At 73.7% G+C, this 15,162-nt stretch carries 11 protein-coding genes and 2 tRNA genes; 5 read left to right on the forward strand and 8 right to left on the reverse strand.

Annotated elements, in window-relative coordinates:
- Positions 1-315 precede the first annotated feature (315 nt).
- Entirely contained in the window at positions 316-741 is a 426-nt protein-coding gene (locus ACIQI7_RS28130; RefSeq protein ID WP_401114942.1) for an OsmC family protein, read from the reverse strand.
- A 273-nt stretch (positions 742-1,014) separates the two neighbouring features.
- Between ACIQI7_RS28130 and ACIQI7_RS28135 the strand changes: the two genes are divergently transcribed.
- Both ACIQI7_RS28135 and lepB read left to right on the forward strand, forming a co-directional pair.
- Positions 1,015-1,350 carry a chorismate mutase gene (locus ACIQI7_RS28135; RefSeq protein WP_387756997.1) on the forward strand — a complete coding sequence of 112 codons (336 nt, stop codon included), beginning with the start codon at positions 1,015-1,017 and terminating at the stop codon, positions 1,348-1,350.
- 348 nt (positions 1,351-1,698) lie between these two features.
- Positions 1,699-2,415 carry a signal peptidase I gene (lepB, locus tag ACIQI7_RS28140; RefSeq protein ID WP_401114946.1) on the forward strand — a complete coding sequence of 239 codons (717 nt, stop codon included), beginning with the start codon at positions 1,699-1,701 and terminating at the stop codon, positions 2,413-2,415.
- Between the two features lie 30 nt (positions 2,416-2,445).
- Here lepB and ACIQI7_RS28145 read toward each other — a convergent pair whose 3' ends face one another.
- From ACIQI7_RS28145 to ACIQI7_RS28155, 3 genes are all read right to left on the reverse strand, one after another.
- A complete protein-coding gene (locus ACIQI7_RS28145; RefSeq protein WP_401114949.1) occupies positions 2,446-3,543 on the reverse strand; it encodes an EamA family transporter in 1,098 nt (365 codons plus the stop codon).
- Between the two features lie 193 nt (positions 3,544-3,736).
- Positions 3,737-6,160, reverse strand: a complete 2,424-nt coding sequence (locus tag ACIQI7_RS28150) for a transglycosylase domain-containing protein (protein ID WP_401114952.1) — start codon at positions 6,158-6,160, stop codon at positions 3,737-3,739.
- Between the two features lie 224 nt (positions 6,161-6,384).
- Positions 6,385-6,458, reverse strand: a tRNA-Lys gene (locus ACIQI7_RS28155).
- Positions 6,459-6,676: 218 nt separating this feature from the next.
- On the opposite strand from ACIQI7_RS28155, the gene ACIQI7_RS28160 reads away from it, so the two are divergent.
- Both ACIQI7_RS28160 and ACIQI7_RS28165 read left to right on the forward strand, forming a co-directional pair.
- A complete protein-coding gene (locus tag ACIQI7_RS28160) occupies positions 6,677-7,438 on the forward strand; it encodes a DUF998 domain-containing protein (protein ID WP_401115122.1) in 762 nt (253 codons plus the stop codon).
- On the forward strand, positions 7,435-8,319 hold the full coding sequence (locus ACIQI7_RS28165; RefSeq protein WP_401114955.1) for an alpha/beta fold hydrolase: 885 nt from the start codon (positions 7,435-7,437) through the stop codon (positions 8,317-8,319). Before ACIQI7_RS28160 ends, ACIQI7_RS28165 begins: the two co-directional genes overlap by 4 nt.
- 103 nt (positions 8,320-8,422) lie before the next feature.
- On the opposite strand, the gene ACIQI7_RS28170 is transcribed toward ACIQI7_RS28165, so the two are convergent.
- The 4 genes from ACIQI7_RS28170 to ACIQI7_RS28185 all read right to left on the reverse strand — a co-directional run bounded on the left by ACIQI7_RS28170 (position 8,423) and on the right by ACIQI7_RS28185 (position 12,623).
- Positions 8,423-8,496: transfer RNA gene (locus ACIQI7_RS28170), tRNA-Lys, on the reverse strand.
- A 60-nt stretch (positions 8,497-8,556) separates the two neighbouring features.
- Positions 8,557-10,644, reverse strand: coding sequence for a dipeptide ABC transporter ATP-binding protein (locus ACIQI7_RS28175; protein WP_401114958.1), 2,088 nt, complete (start codon positions 10,642-10,644; stop codon positions 8,557-8,559).
- A complete protein-coding gene (locus ACIQI7_RS28180; protein WP_401114961.1) occupies positions 10,641-11,624 on the reverse strand; it encodes an ABC transporter permease in 984 nt (327 codons plus the stop codon). Before ACIQI7_RS28180 ends, ACIQI7_RS28175 begins: the two co-directional genes overlap by 4 nt.
- Before the next feature lie 18 nt (positions 11,625-11,642).
- Positions 11,643-12,623 carry an ABC transporter permease gene (locus tag ACIQI7_RS28185; RefSeq protein ID WP_355255418.1) on the reverse strand — a complete coding sequence of 327 codons (981 nt, stop codon included), beginning with the start codon at positions 12,621-12,623 and terminating at the stop codon, positions 11,643-11,645.
- Positions 12,624-12,955: 332 nt separating this feature from the next.
- Between ACIQI7_RS28185 and ACIQI7_RS28190 the strand changes: the two genes are divergently transcribed.
- Entirely contained in the window at positions 12,956-14,659 is a 1,704-nt protein-coding gene (locus ACIQI7_RS28190) for an ABC transporter family substrate-binding protein (protein WP_401114965.1), read from the forward strand.
- Positions 14,660-15,162: the final 503 nt, after the last annotated feature.

The following is a 15,162-nucleotide window of genomic DNA, read 5'->3' on the forward strand; positions in this document are numbered from 1 at the left end:
CCGCCCGTCGTGGGGCGCCGGCGCGCGGGGACCCACCGGAAGGACAGGGCGCTGCGGCCGATCATAGGCCGCGACGGCAACGCGCGGTGACCGCCGGCAGGGTGATTCGCCCGGTTTGTGATCATGAATGGCGGTACGTGCAGACGCCCCCGGTGCACATCACATGATGTGCACCGGGGGCGCGTGCGCCGAAGCTGCGCCCCTGGGCGCCGGTCGCGCGCCGGAAGTGGCGCGGAACGGGCCGGGGGCCGAGGGGCGGAGGGGTCCGGAGGCGGTGCCGGCGAGAGGTGAGAAAGGAAGGGGAGAGGCGGTGGCTCAGGCCAGCGAGGCCGACAGGGTGATGGTGGTGCCGGTCAGGGCCTGGCTGACCGGGCAGTTGGCCTTGGCGTCCTCGGCGGCCTTCACGAAGCCCGCCTCGTCCAGCCCGGGGACCTCGCCGACGACGGTCAGGTGGATGCCGGTGATGCCCGTCCCCGGCTGGAAGGTGACGTCGGCCCGGGTCTCCAGCTTGGTGGGCGGGGTACCGGCGCCGGTCAGGCCGTGCGAGAGGGCCATCGAGAAGCAGGCGGAGTGGGCGGCCCCGATGAGTTCCTCGGGGCTGGTCCTGCCGTTGGGCGTCTCGGCGCGGGCGGGCCAGGAGACGGGGAACTCGCCGATCCCGGAGGAGGCGAAGGTCACCAGCCCCTTTCCGTCGATGAGGTTGCCCTCCCACGCGGTGGTGGCGGTGCGGGTGGTTGCCACGGTCGGTTCCTCCAGTGTCGAGGGAGTGTTCGAGCGGTCACGTCAGGTCATGCGCGCCCAGCCTACGGGCAGACGCCGCGACGGTCCGGTGCGTCACGCCGCGGCGGTCGGGCGGAGTGCGGAGCCGTCGGCCGGTCCCGGACCGGCGTCCGGATCGTGGACGGTTCCGTCCGACGGTGCGGGGCCGGAGCGGGGGCCCTGTTAGATTTGCCCGGGCCCGAGCCCGGCCGCCGTACGGCCGGGCGCCCACCGCAGACACCGGGAGCCGCCCCGATGACGGACCACTCCACGACCCCCGAGACCGGCCTGACCGAGGGGATCGACGACGCCGTACGGGCCGAGCTGACCAGCCTGCGCGAGAGCATCGACAACATCGACGCCGCAGTGGTCCACATGCTGGCCGAGCGCTTCAAGGCGACCCAGCGGGTCGGCCGGCTCAAGGCCGAGCACAAGCTGCCGCCGGCCGACCCGGCGCGCGAGCGGGACCAGATCAAGCGGCTGCGGGAGCTGGCGGCGGGGGCGAAGCTGGACCCGGTCTTCGCGGAGAAGTTCCTGAACTTCATCATCGCCGAGGTCATCCGTCACCACGAGGCCATCGCCCGCGCCTGAGACCCGGCCCCGGCGGCCCAAAGCCGTAAGACCCGGCCCCGCCGGCCCGGCCCCCCGCCGGCCCGGCCCCCCGCCGGCCCGGCCCCGCCGGCCCGGAGCTTCCGGCCCGGGGCCCGGGCTCCGGCCCCGAGCGGTCACGAACGGCCCAAGGGCCGGTTCCCCGGGCGGCCCCGGGACACCCGGGGATGTCGGCGGCGGCTAAATGACCGATTTCGTCAGGCTCCACGGTTGGCGTAGCGTGCAGACTTCCCCAGCCGGAGAGGTGGAGCAGCGACGATGGCGGTGAACCTGCCCGAAACGCCCAGTGGAGCCGGAGCCCCCAGCGACTCCGCGTCGAACGCTCACGGGGTGTCCGGCGGCCGCGCCGAGGCCCGTCGTCGGGCGCGCGGTTCGCGCGGTCGCAAGGCCCGCCGCTCGGGCCGGCGCCCCCGTCCGTGGTGGATCGAGCTGCCGTTGATGGTGGCGGTGGGCCTGGTGGTCGCGCTGCTGATCAAGACCTGTCTGTTCCAGGTGTTCACCATCCCGTCCGGCTCGATGGAGAACACCCTGCGGATCGGCGACCGGGTCGGCGTGAACAAGCTGGCGCCGCTGACCGGCTGGGAGCCGGAGCCGGGGCAGCCGGTGGTGTTCAAGGACCCGGGGGGCTGGCTGCCGCCGCAGCCCACCGACCCCAACCCGGTCACCAACGCCGTGAGCTCGGTGCTCGGCTTCGTCGGCCTGGTGCCGCCGAAGGACGACAACTACCTGGTCAAGCGGGTCATCGCGACCGGCGGCCAGACCGTGCAGTGCCAGGGCACCACGCTGACCGTCGACGGACGGAAGGTCGACGAGCCGTACCTCCACCCCGGGGACGACTCCTGCGCCGGGCTGGACTTCGGGCCGGTGAAGGTGCCCTCGGGCTACGTCTGGGTCGAGGGCGACCACCGCAGCGACTCCGCGGACTCCCGATACCACCAGCACGGCCCGGGTGGCGGCGCCGTGCCGGTGGACGACGTGGTCGGCCCGGTGTCGGCCGTCGTGTGGCCGCTCGATCACCTCGACTGGTTCGGCTGGACCGGCCGCTGACCCCGCCCTCGGCGGTGCCCGGTCACCCGGTCACCCGGTCACCCGGTCACGTGCTCCGGCTCCGGCTTCGGCCTCTTCGGTCCCGGAGACGCCGGGACCGCCGGCTCCGGACTCGGCAGCACGGGCTCTCGAAGCCGTGGATCCGCCGCCCCGGGAGCCGGTCGTCCCGGCCCCCTCGCTCCCCGGCCCCGCGCCCGCCTCCGCGGGCTTGCTCGCCTGCGCCGCGAAGGCGCCGGTCAGCACCAGCAGGCCGCCCGCGATCTGCGGCAGCCCGAGGTGCTCGCCGAGCAGCACCCAGGCGGTCACGGTGGCGACCACGGCCTCCAGATTGGCGACCACCCCGGCGATCGGCGGCGAGAGGTAGCCGACCGAGATCACGCCGGTCAGGTAGGCGAGCACGGTCGCGATCAGCACCATCCACGCGGCCGGGAGCAATGCGGGCAGGGAGTGCCCGTTCATCACCACCGACCCGCCCAGCAGGCCCCAGTCGGCCTGCCACGGTCGGGTGAGGGCGGTGAGCAGCACGGCGCCGACGAGCAGCCCGAAGGCGCTGACGGCGAGCGGGTCGACCGGGCGGTCGCCGTGCCGGCCGGCGTCGGCGAGCACGAAGTAGCCGACCTGGCAGACGGCCGCGCCGAGGGCGAACAGCACGCCCAGCGCGTCGAAGCTCAGACCGTTCCAGACCTCGACGACGCAGGCCAGTCCGGCCACCGCGACGCCGGCGCCGACGGCCGCGCCGCGGGTGATCGGTTTGCGCTGGACGAACTTGACGTAGCCGATCAGCAGCGGCGGCCCGAGGTACTCGATGAGCAGGGCGACGCCGACCGGGATGCGGGAGATCGCCGCGAAGTAGCAGGCCTGGACGCCCGCCACGGCGAGCAGGCCGAAGCCGAGCAGCAGGCCGGGGCGGCGCAGTACGGCGTGCCGGTGCCGGTAGGCGACCGGGAGGAGCGCCACCGCCGCCCCGGTGACCCGGAGCCACACGACGTGCAGCGGGGAGAGCCCGGCCTCTATCAGCGGCTTGGCCGCGGTGCCGGAGCCGCCGAAGGCGACGGCGGAGACCAGCGCCAGGCCGAGGCCGAGGGTTCTGCCCGAAGGGAGGGTGGGCGAGGCCGTTGATCTGTGCACCGCCGCATTGTGACAGTCATACGAGTGATCGGGTAAGGCGCCATTCCGTCATTTGGTCCTGCCCACAACTGTGCGGAGTGGCGAACTCACCCGGACCGGGGAGCCCGGCCAACCCGGCCCCGGGAACCCGGCCTCGGGAACCCGGCGCCGGAGAGCCCGCCCCCGCGAGCCCACCCCCGCCACTCCCCGCCCGTCAGCCCCCGGAGCCCGACCCGGCACCCGCCCCCGCGAGCGCGTCCGACCCGCCCGTGGGCTGGGTGGTCGGCTGGGTGGTCGGGGCCGTGGTCGGCGGGGTGGTCGGCGTCGGCTTCGAGGTGGGCCGGGGCGGCCTGGTGGGCTGGGTGGTCGGCTGGCTGGTCGGCGGTGCCGTCGGCGCGGTGGTCGCGCCGCCGTCCGTGCCGCCCGACGGGGTCGAGCCCGAGCCGTCGCCCGGCGTCGTGGTGGGACCGGCGCTGGGAGCGCCGGTGGGGGCGCCCGTCGACGGGCCGCTGCTCGGCGTGCTCGGGGCGGTCGGCAGGTCGGTGGCGCCCGCGGAGTCGCCGCCGGCCGGGGTCGGGAAGTCGCCGACCGGCTGGCCCTTGAGCGCGGCCTTCATGTAGCTGGTCCAGATCTGGGCCGGGTACTGGCCGCCCGCCGCGCCGTCGATGCCGCCGACGCCGCTCAGGCTGACCTGGGCGCCGTTGGCCGGGTCCTGGCCGAACAGGGCGACCGAGGTGACCAGCTCGGGGGTGTAGCCCACGAACCAGACCGACTTCTGGTCGTCGGTGGTGCCGGTCTTGCCCGCCGCCGGACGGCCCAGCGCCTTCGCCCGCCAGCCGGTGCCGCCCGGGTCGCTCACCACGCCCTGGAGCATCGAGGTGACCTGGTTGGCGGTGTCCTCGCTGATCGCCTGGGTGGTCTTGTGCGCGGGCAGCGCGACGTTCTCGCCCTCGCGGTCCACCGACTGGACCAGCCACGGGGTGATCTGCCTGCCGCCGTTGTCCAGCGTGGCGTACACGCCCGCCATGTCGAGCACGCTCGGGGTGGCCGCGCCCAGCGGGATGGACGGCACCGGGTCGAGGCCCGGGGTGTTGCCGGGCAGGCCCATCGCGATGGCGGTGTCCTTGACCTTCTGCAGCCCGGTGTCCTGCGCCAGCTGCGCGAACGCCGAGTTCACCGACCAGTCGGTGGCCTGCTGGAGGCTGATCTGGCCGTAGCTCCTGTCGCCCTCGTTCGGCGGGGCGTACGGGGTGCCCTTGCCGCCGCGGACCTTCCGGCCGCTGGTGCCGTCGTAGACCGTGCGCGGGGTGACGGTGCGGCCGTCCTGGGTCCTGGCGTCGTTCTCGAAGGCGGCGGCCAGCGCGATCGCCTTGAACGTCGAGCCGGCCTGGTAGTCGCGCCGGGTCGCGTTGTCGACGTAGTGCTTCACGTAGTCGACGCCGCCGTACAGGGCGACGACCGCGCCGGTCTTCGGGTCCACCGAGGCGGCGCCGGCCTGGGCGGCCGCGTCCTTCTTCCGCTTGTCCGGGTTCAGGGTGTCGTGCAGCTGGGCCTGGACGGAGTCCTGGAGGGCCTGCTGACGGGACGGGTCGATGCTCAGCTTGACCGTGTAGCCGCCCTTGGCCAGCTCGGCCTCGCTGATCACCCCGCTGGAGGTGAGGTACTGGGTGGCCGCGTCGACCAGGTAGCCGGCCTGGCCGGACAGGCCCGGGTTGGGCTGCGGGTCGCGGACCTCCGGGAAGGCGGTCCGCGCCCGCTCCTCCGCGGGGAGCCAGCCCTCCTTGACCATGCCGTCGAGCACGTAGTTCCAGCGGTTGACGGCGTTCTGCTTGCCCGCCGCGGTGGCGGTGGCCACGTCGTAGGCGCTCGGCGCGTTCAGCAGGGTGGCCAGGTAGGCGCCCTGGGCGGCGTCGAGGGCGGACGCGTCGACGCCGAAGTACGCCTGGGCGGCGGCCTGGATGCCGTAGGCGCCGCGGCCGTAGTAGGAGGTGTTCAGGTAGCCGGAGAGGATGTCGTCCTTGCTCTCGGTGGCGTCCACCTTGATGGCGATGAACAGTTCCTTCACCTTGCGGCTGATGGACTGCTTCTGGTTCAGGTACGTGTTCTTCACGTACTGCTGGGTGATGGTGGAGCCGCCCTGGGTGCCCTGGCCCTTGGCGGTGTTGATCGCGGCCCGGGCCAGGCCCTGGACGTTGACCGCGCCCTCGTTGTAGAAGTCCCGGTCCTCGGCGGCCAGCGCGGCGTGCTGGGCGGCCGGGGAGACCTTGTCCAGGGTGACGTTCTGCCGGTTGGTCTGGCCGGTGCGGGTGAGCACCGAACCGTCCGAGTAGAGCCAGGTGTTGCTCTGGGCGGTCGCGGCGGCGTGTGCGTCCGGCACCTTCACCAGGGCGATCCCCAGCGCGAACAGGCCGATGCCGAGCAGCAGCGCCGAGCCGGCGCCGAGCAGGGTCATCCGCCAGGTGGGTATCAGCCGGCGCCAGCCGGTGCGCTTGGGGCGGCGCGACTTCTTGCCGCCGGACCCGCCGGACCCGCCGAACCCGACGGACCCGCCGGCCGGGCCGGTGGTGCGCTTGAGCCGCTTGACCGGGCGGAGGCTGATCGACGGCGAGCGACGGCCGCTCTGGGCGTTTCTGGACAAAGCGCGGCCTTTCCTGCGGGCGCACCGGGGCAGCCTGCACGGACGGGGACATCGGCGGTTGGGGACCTTTGTCCCGATTCCGGTTTTACTGCCCTGGACGAGCAGAACGGGCCGGATGGCTCCGGCGGATCGCCAATCGAGACCGACATCACACGCAAAACGGACGTCGAAGGCCAAAAAATCGGGGAGCCCCTCGCTGCTGCGAGAGGCTCCCCAACTGTCTGTGCGCCGCCAGGGACTCGAACCCCGGACCCGCTGATTAAGAGTCAGCTGCTCTAACCAACTGAGCTAGCGGCGCCTGCTGACCTGGAAAACAATACACGCTTCCGAGGGGTGCCTCCGACCACCGCGGCGGCCGCCGTCCGATCCGTCCCTTTCCTTCCGGTTGGGGCGGAGTTCGCCGCTGGTTAGGGTGGAACGGTGCCCAGCTCCCAGCCAGGACACCCGCGAGCACGACCCGGCGGGCCAGGACGCGGCAGGTCGGGACACCGCGCCGCACGGACGACGGTCGCCGCCCTGCTGCTGCTCAGCGCCGTGGCGTACACCGCCTGGGTCCTGGAGGTCGTGCTGAGCACCGGGCTCGACCCGGTGCAGGCGTACATCAGCGAACTCGCGGCCGAGGACCAGCCGCTGGGCGGCCTGTTCCGGGCCACCGACCTGGCCGCCGGGCTCTGCCTGCTCGCCGCCGCCGGCACCGCCCTCGCCACCGGCCGGGCCGGAGCCTCCCGGCGGCACCGCTGGGCGCTGGCCGGCTGGTCCGCGCTGGCCCTGTTCGGCGCCGCGACCGCCGCCGACTCCCGGCTGCCGCTCAGCTGCACCCCCACCAGCGACGAGATGTGCGCCGCCCGGGAGACCGCCGGGCTGGTCCCCGCCACCCACACCGCGCACGCCGTCACCAGCAGCCTCGCCATGGCCGGGGCGCTCGCCGCGCTGGTCTCGCTCACCGTGGCCGCACGGCGCTACCGCTGGTGGGCGCCGGTGCGCCGGTTCGGCCCCTGGCTGCTGGGCGCGGAGCTGCTCGCCACCGGCTGGAGCCTCGCCTCGATCGCCGCCTTCCAGGCCGGGCACGGCACCTGGGCGCTCGGGGCCGGGCAGCGGCTGCAGGTGCTGCTGGTCGCGCTCTGGCTCGGCCTGCTGGCCCTGGGCGTGGCCCGCTCCGCCCGCCCGAACCCGCCCGACGCCGACGGCGCCGAGCGGCACGGCCAGGACAGTGATGAGCGGAGCGGCGACGGCCGGCACCGCCCGCCCGAGCCGCTCCCCGACCGGAGGCCGGCATGAGCGTTCCCGGGGCGGAGGCCGACGGCCGGACGTGTTTCCTGCGCGTCGACGGCGTCCCGCTGCACGTCCGCGTCGAGGGCGACGGTCCGCCCTGCCTGCTCTCCGGCGGCCTCGGCAGCAGCTGGTTCGACTGGGACCTGGTCGTCCCGTTCCTCACGCCCTACCGCACCGTGGTCCGCTTCGACCGTCCCGGCTACGGGCTGAGCGCCGCCGAGCCCGCCACCGGGCGGCCCGCGCCGACGGCGGCCGGCGAGGCCGGGCGGATCCGGGCGGTGCTGGACGGCCTCGGGCTGCGCGAGCCCTGCACCGTGGTCGGCCACTCGCTCGCGGGCTTCCACGTCGAGGCCTTCGCCCGGCTGCACCCCGAGCGGACCGCCGGGCTGGTGCTGGTGGACGGCAGTGTGGAGGCGGGGGTCCGGCCGTACCCGGCGCCGGCCGCGCGCGACCTGGCGGCCCGGGCGCTGGCCGGTGCCGCCACCGCCCTCGCCGTGCCCTACCTGCTCGGCCCGGCCGTCCGCCGGACCACGGCCCGGCTGTCCACCGTCCGCCGCGAGGACCTCGCCCCGGCGCCGCTGGTCCGGCGCTGCTACCGCACCGGGCGGGCCCTGCGCGCGCTGCTGCGGGAGAACGGCCGCTACCTCGACACGGCCGCCGAGCTAAACCGGCTGCGGCGCACCCGGCCGCTGGCCGAGGACCTGCCGGTCACCGTGCTGGCCGCCGACGACGGCTGCCGGACCCGGCGCGCCGAGGACTGGCTGGCCCGGCAGCGGGAGCTGGCGGCCCTGCTCGGGGCGGACTTCCGCACCACCGCCCCCGCCGGGCACCTGGTGATGTTCGACCGTCCGGACGCGGTGGCCTCGGCGGTGCTCGACACCCGCTGAGGCGTCCAGCGGCACTCACCGGGCACCCGCTGCAACCCGCTGGCCGGGGCCCGGAAACGCCTCAGGCCGCCCACCGGAGTGGACGGCCTGAGACCTTGCCATGTGCGCCGCCAGGGACTCGAACCCCGGACCCGCTGATTAAGAGTCAGCTGCTCTAACCAACTGAGCTAGCGGCGCCTGCTGACGTCGAAGACTCTACACGCCGCCGACCCGATCCACCGAATCGCGTTCGAGTGGCTACCGTCCGCCACCCCCTCCGGCCGTCGGCTCCGGGTGGTGGCAGGCCGCCTGGTGGTCCGCCGTCGGCGCGCCGCCGACCAGGGCCGGCCGCTCCTGCTCGCAGCGGGCCCGGTCGGCCGGGGCCGTGAGCCCGGCGTAGCGGGGGCAGCGGGTGCGGAAGACGCAGCCGGTGCGGCGCTCGGTGGGCGGGGGCGGGTCGCCGGCCAGCAGGATGCGGTCGCGGGCACGCTCGGCGGCGGGGTCGGGGAGCGGGACGGCGGAGAGCAGGGCGCGGGTGTACGGGTGACGGGGGTGGTCGAAGACGGCGGAGACCTCGCCCTGCTCGACCGTCCGGCCGAGGTACATCACACTGACCCGGTCGGCGAGGTGGCGGATCACCGAGAGGTCGTGCGAGACGAACAGGTAGGACAGGCCCAGGTCGGCCTTGAGCGTCTGGAGCAGGTTGAGCACCCCGGCCTGGATGGAGACGTCCAGCGCGGAGACCGGTTCGTCCAGCACCAGCAGCTCGGGCCGGACGGCGAGTGCCCGGGCGATCGAGACGCGCTGGCGCTGGCCGCCGGAGAACTGGTGCGGGTAGCGGACGGCGTGCTCCGGGTCGAGGCCGACCTGGCGCAGCAGCTCGGGCACCCGGCGGGCGATCTCCTCGCGGGGGGCGCGCTGGGCGAGCAGCGGTTCGGCGACGATGTCGCCGACCGGCATCCGGGGGTCGAGGCTGGCCATCGGGTCCTGGAAGACGATCTGCACCCGGGCCCGGAGCCGGTGGGCCTCGGCCCGGGTGAGCGCGGCGGTGTCCCGGCCGAGCAGTTCGATCCGGCCGGTCTCCGGGGCGCCGAGCCGCAGCAGTTCGAAGAGGGTGGTGGACTTGCCGGAGCCGGACTCGCCGACCAGGCCGAGGGTCTCGCCCTCCCGCAGGTCTAGGTCGACGCCGTCCACCGCGTACACCTCGCCGACCTTGCGCTTGAACACCGTGCCCTTGAGCAGCGGGAACGTCTTTCCGAGCCCGCTCACCGACAGCACCGGGGTGCGGGCGGAGCGGTCGCCGGGGCCGGCGGTGGCGGTGGGCGGCTCCGGGACGGGGTAGACCTCGGCCGGTGCGGGACGCCGCTCGGCGAGCTCGGCCGACCGTACGCACGCCGACAGGTGGCCGTCCGTCCCTTCCAGGGCGGGTTCGACCGCGGAGCAGCGCTCCTCCGCCAGCGGGCAGCGGGCCGCGAACGGGCAGCCCGGGGGCAGTTCGGCCATCGGCGCCGGGGCGCCGGGGATCGGCACGAGCGGGCCGCCGCGCCCGTCCAGCCGGGGCAGCGCGCCGATCAGGCCGAGCGAGTACGGGTGGCGCGGGGCCGCGAACAGCTCGTCCACCCCGGCCGTCTCGACCACCCGGCCGGCGTACATCACCGCGACCCGGTCGGCCGTCCCGGCGATCACCCCGAGGTCGTGGCTGACCAGGACGAGCGCCGCGCCGGTCTCCCGGCGGGCGGTGCGCAGCACGTCCAGCACCTGGGCCTGGATGGTGACGTCGAGCGCGGTGGTGGGTTCGTCGGCGAGCAGGACGTCGGGCTCGTTGGCGACCGCCATGGCGATCATCGCGCGCTGGCGCATGCCGCCGGAGAACTCGTGCGGAAAGCTGTCCAGGGCCCGGTCGGGCGCCGGGATGCCGACGAGGTCGAGGAGTTCGGCGGCCCGGCGGCGCGCGGTGGCCTTGTCCACCCGCTGGTGGATCCGGACCGCCTCGGCGATCTGGTCGCCGATCCGGTAGACCGGGGTGAAGGCGGAGAGCGGGTCCTGGAAGACCATGGCGATCCGGCGGCCGCGGATCGCGGCGAGCTCCCGGCCCGGCAGTCCGACCAGTTCCCGGCCGTCCAGCCGCACCGAGCCGCTGACGCTCGCGGTGCCGGGCAGCAGCCCGAGCACGGACAGCGCGGTGACGGACTTCCCGGAGCCGGACTCGCCGACGATGCCGAGGGTCTCGCCGCGCCGCAGGGTGAGGTCCACCCCGCGGACGGCGGGGACCGGGCCGTCGGGCCCGGCGAAGTCCACCCGGAGGTCCCGGACGGCGAGCAGCGGGGTTTCGACGACGGTGGTCACGGGCGCTTCCTACGGCTGGCGGCACGGGGGCCGCTGACGGAACGACGGGTGCGGGGTGAACGGCGGGCGGACCGCGAACGGCGGGGCGCCGACCCGGAGGTGGGGTCGAGGGCGTCGCGCAGCCCGTCCCCGATCAGGTTGACGGCGAGGACGAAGACCACCAGCAGCCCGGCGGCGAAGTAGAACAGCCAGGGGAACACCGGGGCCTCGCTCGTCCCGGCGGCGAGCAGGGTGCCGAGCGAGACGTCCGGGGCCTTGACCCCGAAGCCGAAGTAGGAGAGCGCGGTCTCGCTCATCACGGCGCCGCCGACCGCGATGGTGGCGTCGATGATGAGGAAGGAGGCGACGTTCGGCAGGATGTGCCGGCTGATGATCCGCAGCGGTCGTACGCCCATGAACCGTGCGGCGCGGACGAACTCGCGCTCGCGCAGCGAGATGGTCATCGAGCGGACCACCCGGGCGGTGATCATCCAGTTGAACAGCGCGAGCAGCAGGACGAAGGCGATCCAGCCGGCGCTCTTCAGCCGGCCCGAGACGATGGTGATGATCAGGAAGGACGGGAAGACCAGCAGCAGGTCGACCAGGAACATCAGGCTCCGGTCGGCCCAGCCGCCGAAGTAGCCGGCGCAGGCGCCGACCAGGGAGGCCAGCACGGTGGAGAACAGCGCCACCAGCAGGCCGATGACCAGAGACTTCTGCAGCCCGCGGACGGTCTGGGCGAAGACGTCCTGGCCGACCCCGTTGGTGCCGAACCAGTGCTGGGCGGACGGGGGTTGGTGCAGCGCGGAGAAGTCCGGCGCGGCGTAGTCCCAGGGCGTGAGGTACGGGCCGCCGAAGGCGAGCGCGAACAGCAGCAGGACGACGACGGCCCCGGCGACGGCGCCGCGGGCGGCGAGCAGCCGGCCGAGGACGAGCCGTCCGCGGCCGGTGGACCGGGGGGCGGCGGCCGGGGCGGGGGAGTCGGCGACGGTGGTGGTCATGGTGGGGATCGCCTCCGGTCAGGACCGCACGCGCGGGTCGAGGGCGGCGTGCAGGGTGTCGGCGAGGAAGCCGGAGGCGAGGACGACGACGGCGGTGAAGAGGTTGACGGCCACCACGGAGTTGACGTCCTGTTCGTTGATCGACTGGATCAGCCACTCGCCCATGCCGTGCCAGCCGAAGATCGTCTCGGTGAAGATCGCGCCGGTGAAGATGCCCAGGAAGCTGTAGGCGAACATGGTCGACATCGGGATCACCGCGGTGCGCAGCCCGTGCCGGAGCAGCGCCTGCCGACGGGTGAGCCCCTTGGCCTCGGCGGTGCGCAGGTAGTCGGAGCCGAGCACGTCGAGCATGGTGCCGCGCTGGTAGCGGCTGTAGGTGGCGAGGCCGCCGAGGGCCAGCGAGATGGTGGGCAGCAGCAGGTGCAGCGCCCAGTCGGCGAGGTGGGTGCCGAGGCCGCCGGTGAGGCCCGGGGTCTCGTAGCCGGTGAACGGGATGACGTCGTGGCCGGCCGCGTCCTTGGCGGCGATGGCGCCGTTCTTGAGGAAGAGCGCGACCAGGAAGACCGGGGTGGAGAGCAGCACGAAGGACAGCACGGTGAGCAGCCGGTCGGAGAGCCGGTACTGGCGCACCGCGCTCCAGGCCCCGGCCGCGACGCCGAGGACCATGCCGAGCAGGCTGCCGATCAGCAGCAGCCGCAGCGATACCCAGACCCGGCGGCCGAAGTCGTCGGTGACCGGGGTGTCGTGGATGGTCCGGCCGAGGTCGCCGTGGAGCAGCCCGCCGGCCCAGTGGCCGAAGCGTTCGACGACCGGGGTGCGGTCGTTCAGGTTGAGCGCGGTGAGCTGGCGCTCGACCGATTCGGCGGCCGGGCGGGGGACCTTGGCGTCGAAGTAGGTGCGCGGCTGCAGGGCGGTCGCGGAGATCGCGTACGCCAGGAAGACGGCGGCGATCAGCAGCACCGCGTAGTAGCTCAGCCGCTTCGCCAGGTAGCGGAGCATCAACGGCCGCCCGTCGCGGTGCGGGTGGGGCCGACGCGTCTGGTGGGCATCGGGTGGTGGCCTTCGTTCCGGGCCCGGTCGGGGCGTCAGTGGGCGGGTGGGGAGCGGGATTCGGGAAAGCGCTGGTCAGAGTGAAGCACCGGGTCGCTGAGGTGGTGTTGCGCCCGTGTTGCCGCGTGTGACTTTTGGATCAGGTGTGCGTTCCTCCCCCTGGTGGCGGATCTGATCCGCTGTTACGTTCTGCTCGCCCGGTGCCGAATTGGCTGCCCACGCTCAAGCCTCGTCACACCTCGCGCGCCCCGACTCGCGTCACCAATCCCAGGGGGACCCTCATGGACGCTTCCACCACGGCCCGCCGTCTCGGCCGGGCGACCGCCCTCGCCGTCGCCGTCGCGCTGGCGGTCACCGCGTGCAGCTCGGGTGGGGGCGGCTCGTCCGGCGACGTGGCCAAGACCGAACCGCCGGGCACGGGTGCCAACGACCTCAACCCCAAGCCGGCGGACCAGCTCAAGGACGGCGGGGAGGTGCGCTTCCCGCTGTACCAGTGGATCACCCAGTGGAACCCGCTGCAGGTGGACGGCTTCTACGGCTCCGCGGTGTCGATCATGCGCAACCTGGAGCCCTCGCTCTTCACCACCGACGCCGCCGGCACCTTCCTGCCCAACCCGGACTACCTGGTGGACGCCAAGGTCACCTCGACCTCGCCGCAGGTGGTCACCTACAAGCTCAACCCCAAGGCCAAGTGGTCGGACGGCAAGCCGCTCGGCTACCTGGACTTCAAGGCCGACTGGCAGGCCGCGAGCGGCAAGGACCCGGCGTACAACGTCTCCGACCCCTCCGGCTACGAGCAGATCTCCGCGGTCGAGGAGGGCGCGGACCCGACCGAGGTGAAGGTCACCTTCGCCGAGCCGTACGCCGACTGGCAGAACCTGTTCCGCCCGCTGATCCCGGCGGCCGGCATCTCCACCCCGGACGACTTCAACAAGGGCTGGGTGGAGAAGATCCCGATCACGGCGGGCGCGCTGAAGGTCGGTACGGCGGACAAGACCGCGCAGACCCTGACCCTCGTCCCGGACCCGGCCTGGTGGGGCACCAGGGCCAAGGTCGACAAGATCACCTTCCGGGTGATGTCCCAGTCGGCGACGACCCAGGCGTACCTCAACAACGAGATCGACTACGCCGCGGCCGGCACCGCCACCGCTTACGGGCAGCTCAAGAACGCCAAGGACACCGTGATCCGCAGCGCCAGCCCGTGGGACGAGGTGCACATCTCCTTCGGCGGCTCGGGCGCGCTGGCCGACCAGAAGGTCCGCCAGGCGCTCGGCAAGGCGCTGGACCGCTCCGCGCTGATCAAGATCGCCAACAACGGGGTGCCGGTGGAGTTCAAGCCGCTCGGCAACCACATCTTCATGCCCAACCAGACCGGCTACCAGGACACCTCCGGCGAGTGGGCCAGGTTCGACCTGGCCGCCGCGAAGAAGCTGCTGGACGAGGCGGGCTGGAAGGAGGCCGGCAGCGGTCAGCCGCGCACCAAGGACGGCCGGCCGCTGGAACTGCACTGGGTGCTCAACGACTCCACCCCGCAGGCCCAGATCGACCTGGCCACCGCGGCGGTGGCGATGTGGCAGGCGGCCGGTGCCAAGGTCAGCCTGGACAAGGTGCCGGCGAACGACTTCTTCACCAAGTACGTGAACCCGGGCAAGTTCGAGATCGCGAGCTGGCGCAACACCGACTCCTTCCCGCTGTCCAAGAGCCTGTCCAACTTCCGGCTGCCGGTGGGCGACAACAGCTTCAGCAACCCCTCGCGACTGGGCAGCCAGGAGATCGACGACCTGCTGAAGAAGGCGGCCGGGGCGGTCGACCCGGCGGAGGCCGCGAAGCTCTACAACCAGGCGGACGCGAAGATCTGGGAGCTCGGCCACACCGTCGAGCTCTACCAGCGGCCGGAGGTGGTGGCGACTCGCAAGGGCCTGGCCAACTACGGGGCCTTCGGCCTGGCGGGGGAGGACTACAGCAGGATCGGCTGGGAGAAGTAGCCGCCGCCGTGACGAGGCGGGCCGCACGGCAGGCGCTGGCGAGCAGCGCGGTGATCACGAGGCCGGTGGCGCGGACGCGGGAGGATCGGCCCTGCCGCCCCCGCTGTCCCGCCACCCGCCTTGACCTTCCGCGTTGCCCGCAGGCCGCCCGTGTCGTGGGGCCCGACCGGGCCCGCGCTCTTCCAACCGGGGAAGAATCTAGCGGCGCCCCGCCCGCGCGCGACGCAGCGCGCGGGACGCGCCCGGAAACCCGCCGAGGTGTCACCCGGTTCGCGCACCGGAGCGTCAACTAGGGCTGACGGTAAGGAAAAAAGGGACATTCAGGGCCATCGCGGCCGGGGGTGCGCGGGGTTCCCCCCGCGCCCCCGAGCGCCCGCACGGCCGTGCCCGAGCGCCCGCACGGCCGCGCCCGGGAGCGCGTACGCCGCCGTGCCCGAGCGCGCACACGGCCGCGCCCGAGCGTGCACACCTGCCGCGCCGGTGCGTGCGCCGGGCCGGGAGCG

Source organism: Kitasatospora sp. NPDC092039, assembly GCF_044756065.1.
GTDB lineage: Bacteria > Actinomycetota > Actinomycetes > Streptomycetales > Streptomycetaceae > Kitasatospora.

Excerpts from the sequence above, each read along its gene's own strand:
- ACIQI7_RS28135 (WP_387756997.1), top strand. The coding sequence starts at position 1,015 with ATGACGGACCACTCCACGACCCCCGAGACCGGCCTGACCGAGGGGATC.
- ACIQI7_RS28165 (WP_401114955.1), top strand. The coding sequence starts at position 7,435 with ATGAGCGTTCCCGGGGCGGAGGCCGACGGCCGGACGTGTTTCCTGCGC.
- ACIQI7_RS28180 (WP_401114961.1), bottom strand. The coding sequence starts at position 11,624 with ATGACCACCACCGTCGCCGACTCCCCCGCCCCGGCCGCCGCCCCCCGG.
- ACIQI7_RS28190 (WP_401114965.1), top strand. The coding sequence starts at position 12,956 with ATGGACGCTTCCACCACGGCCCGCCGTCTCGGCCGGGCGACCGCCCTC.
- ACIQI7_RS28185 (WP_355255418.1), bottom strand. The coding sequence starts at position 12,623 with ATGCTCCGCTACCTGGCGAAGCGGCTGAGCTACTACGCGGTGCTGCTG.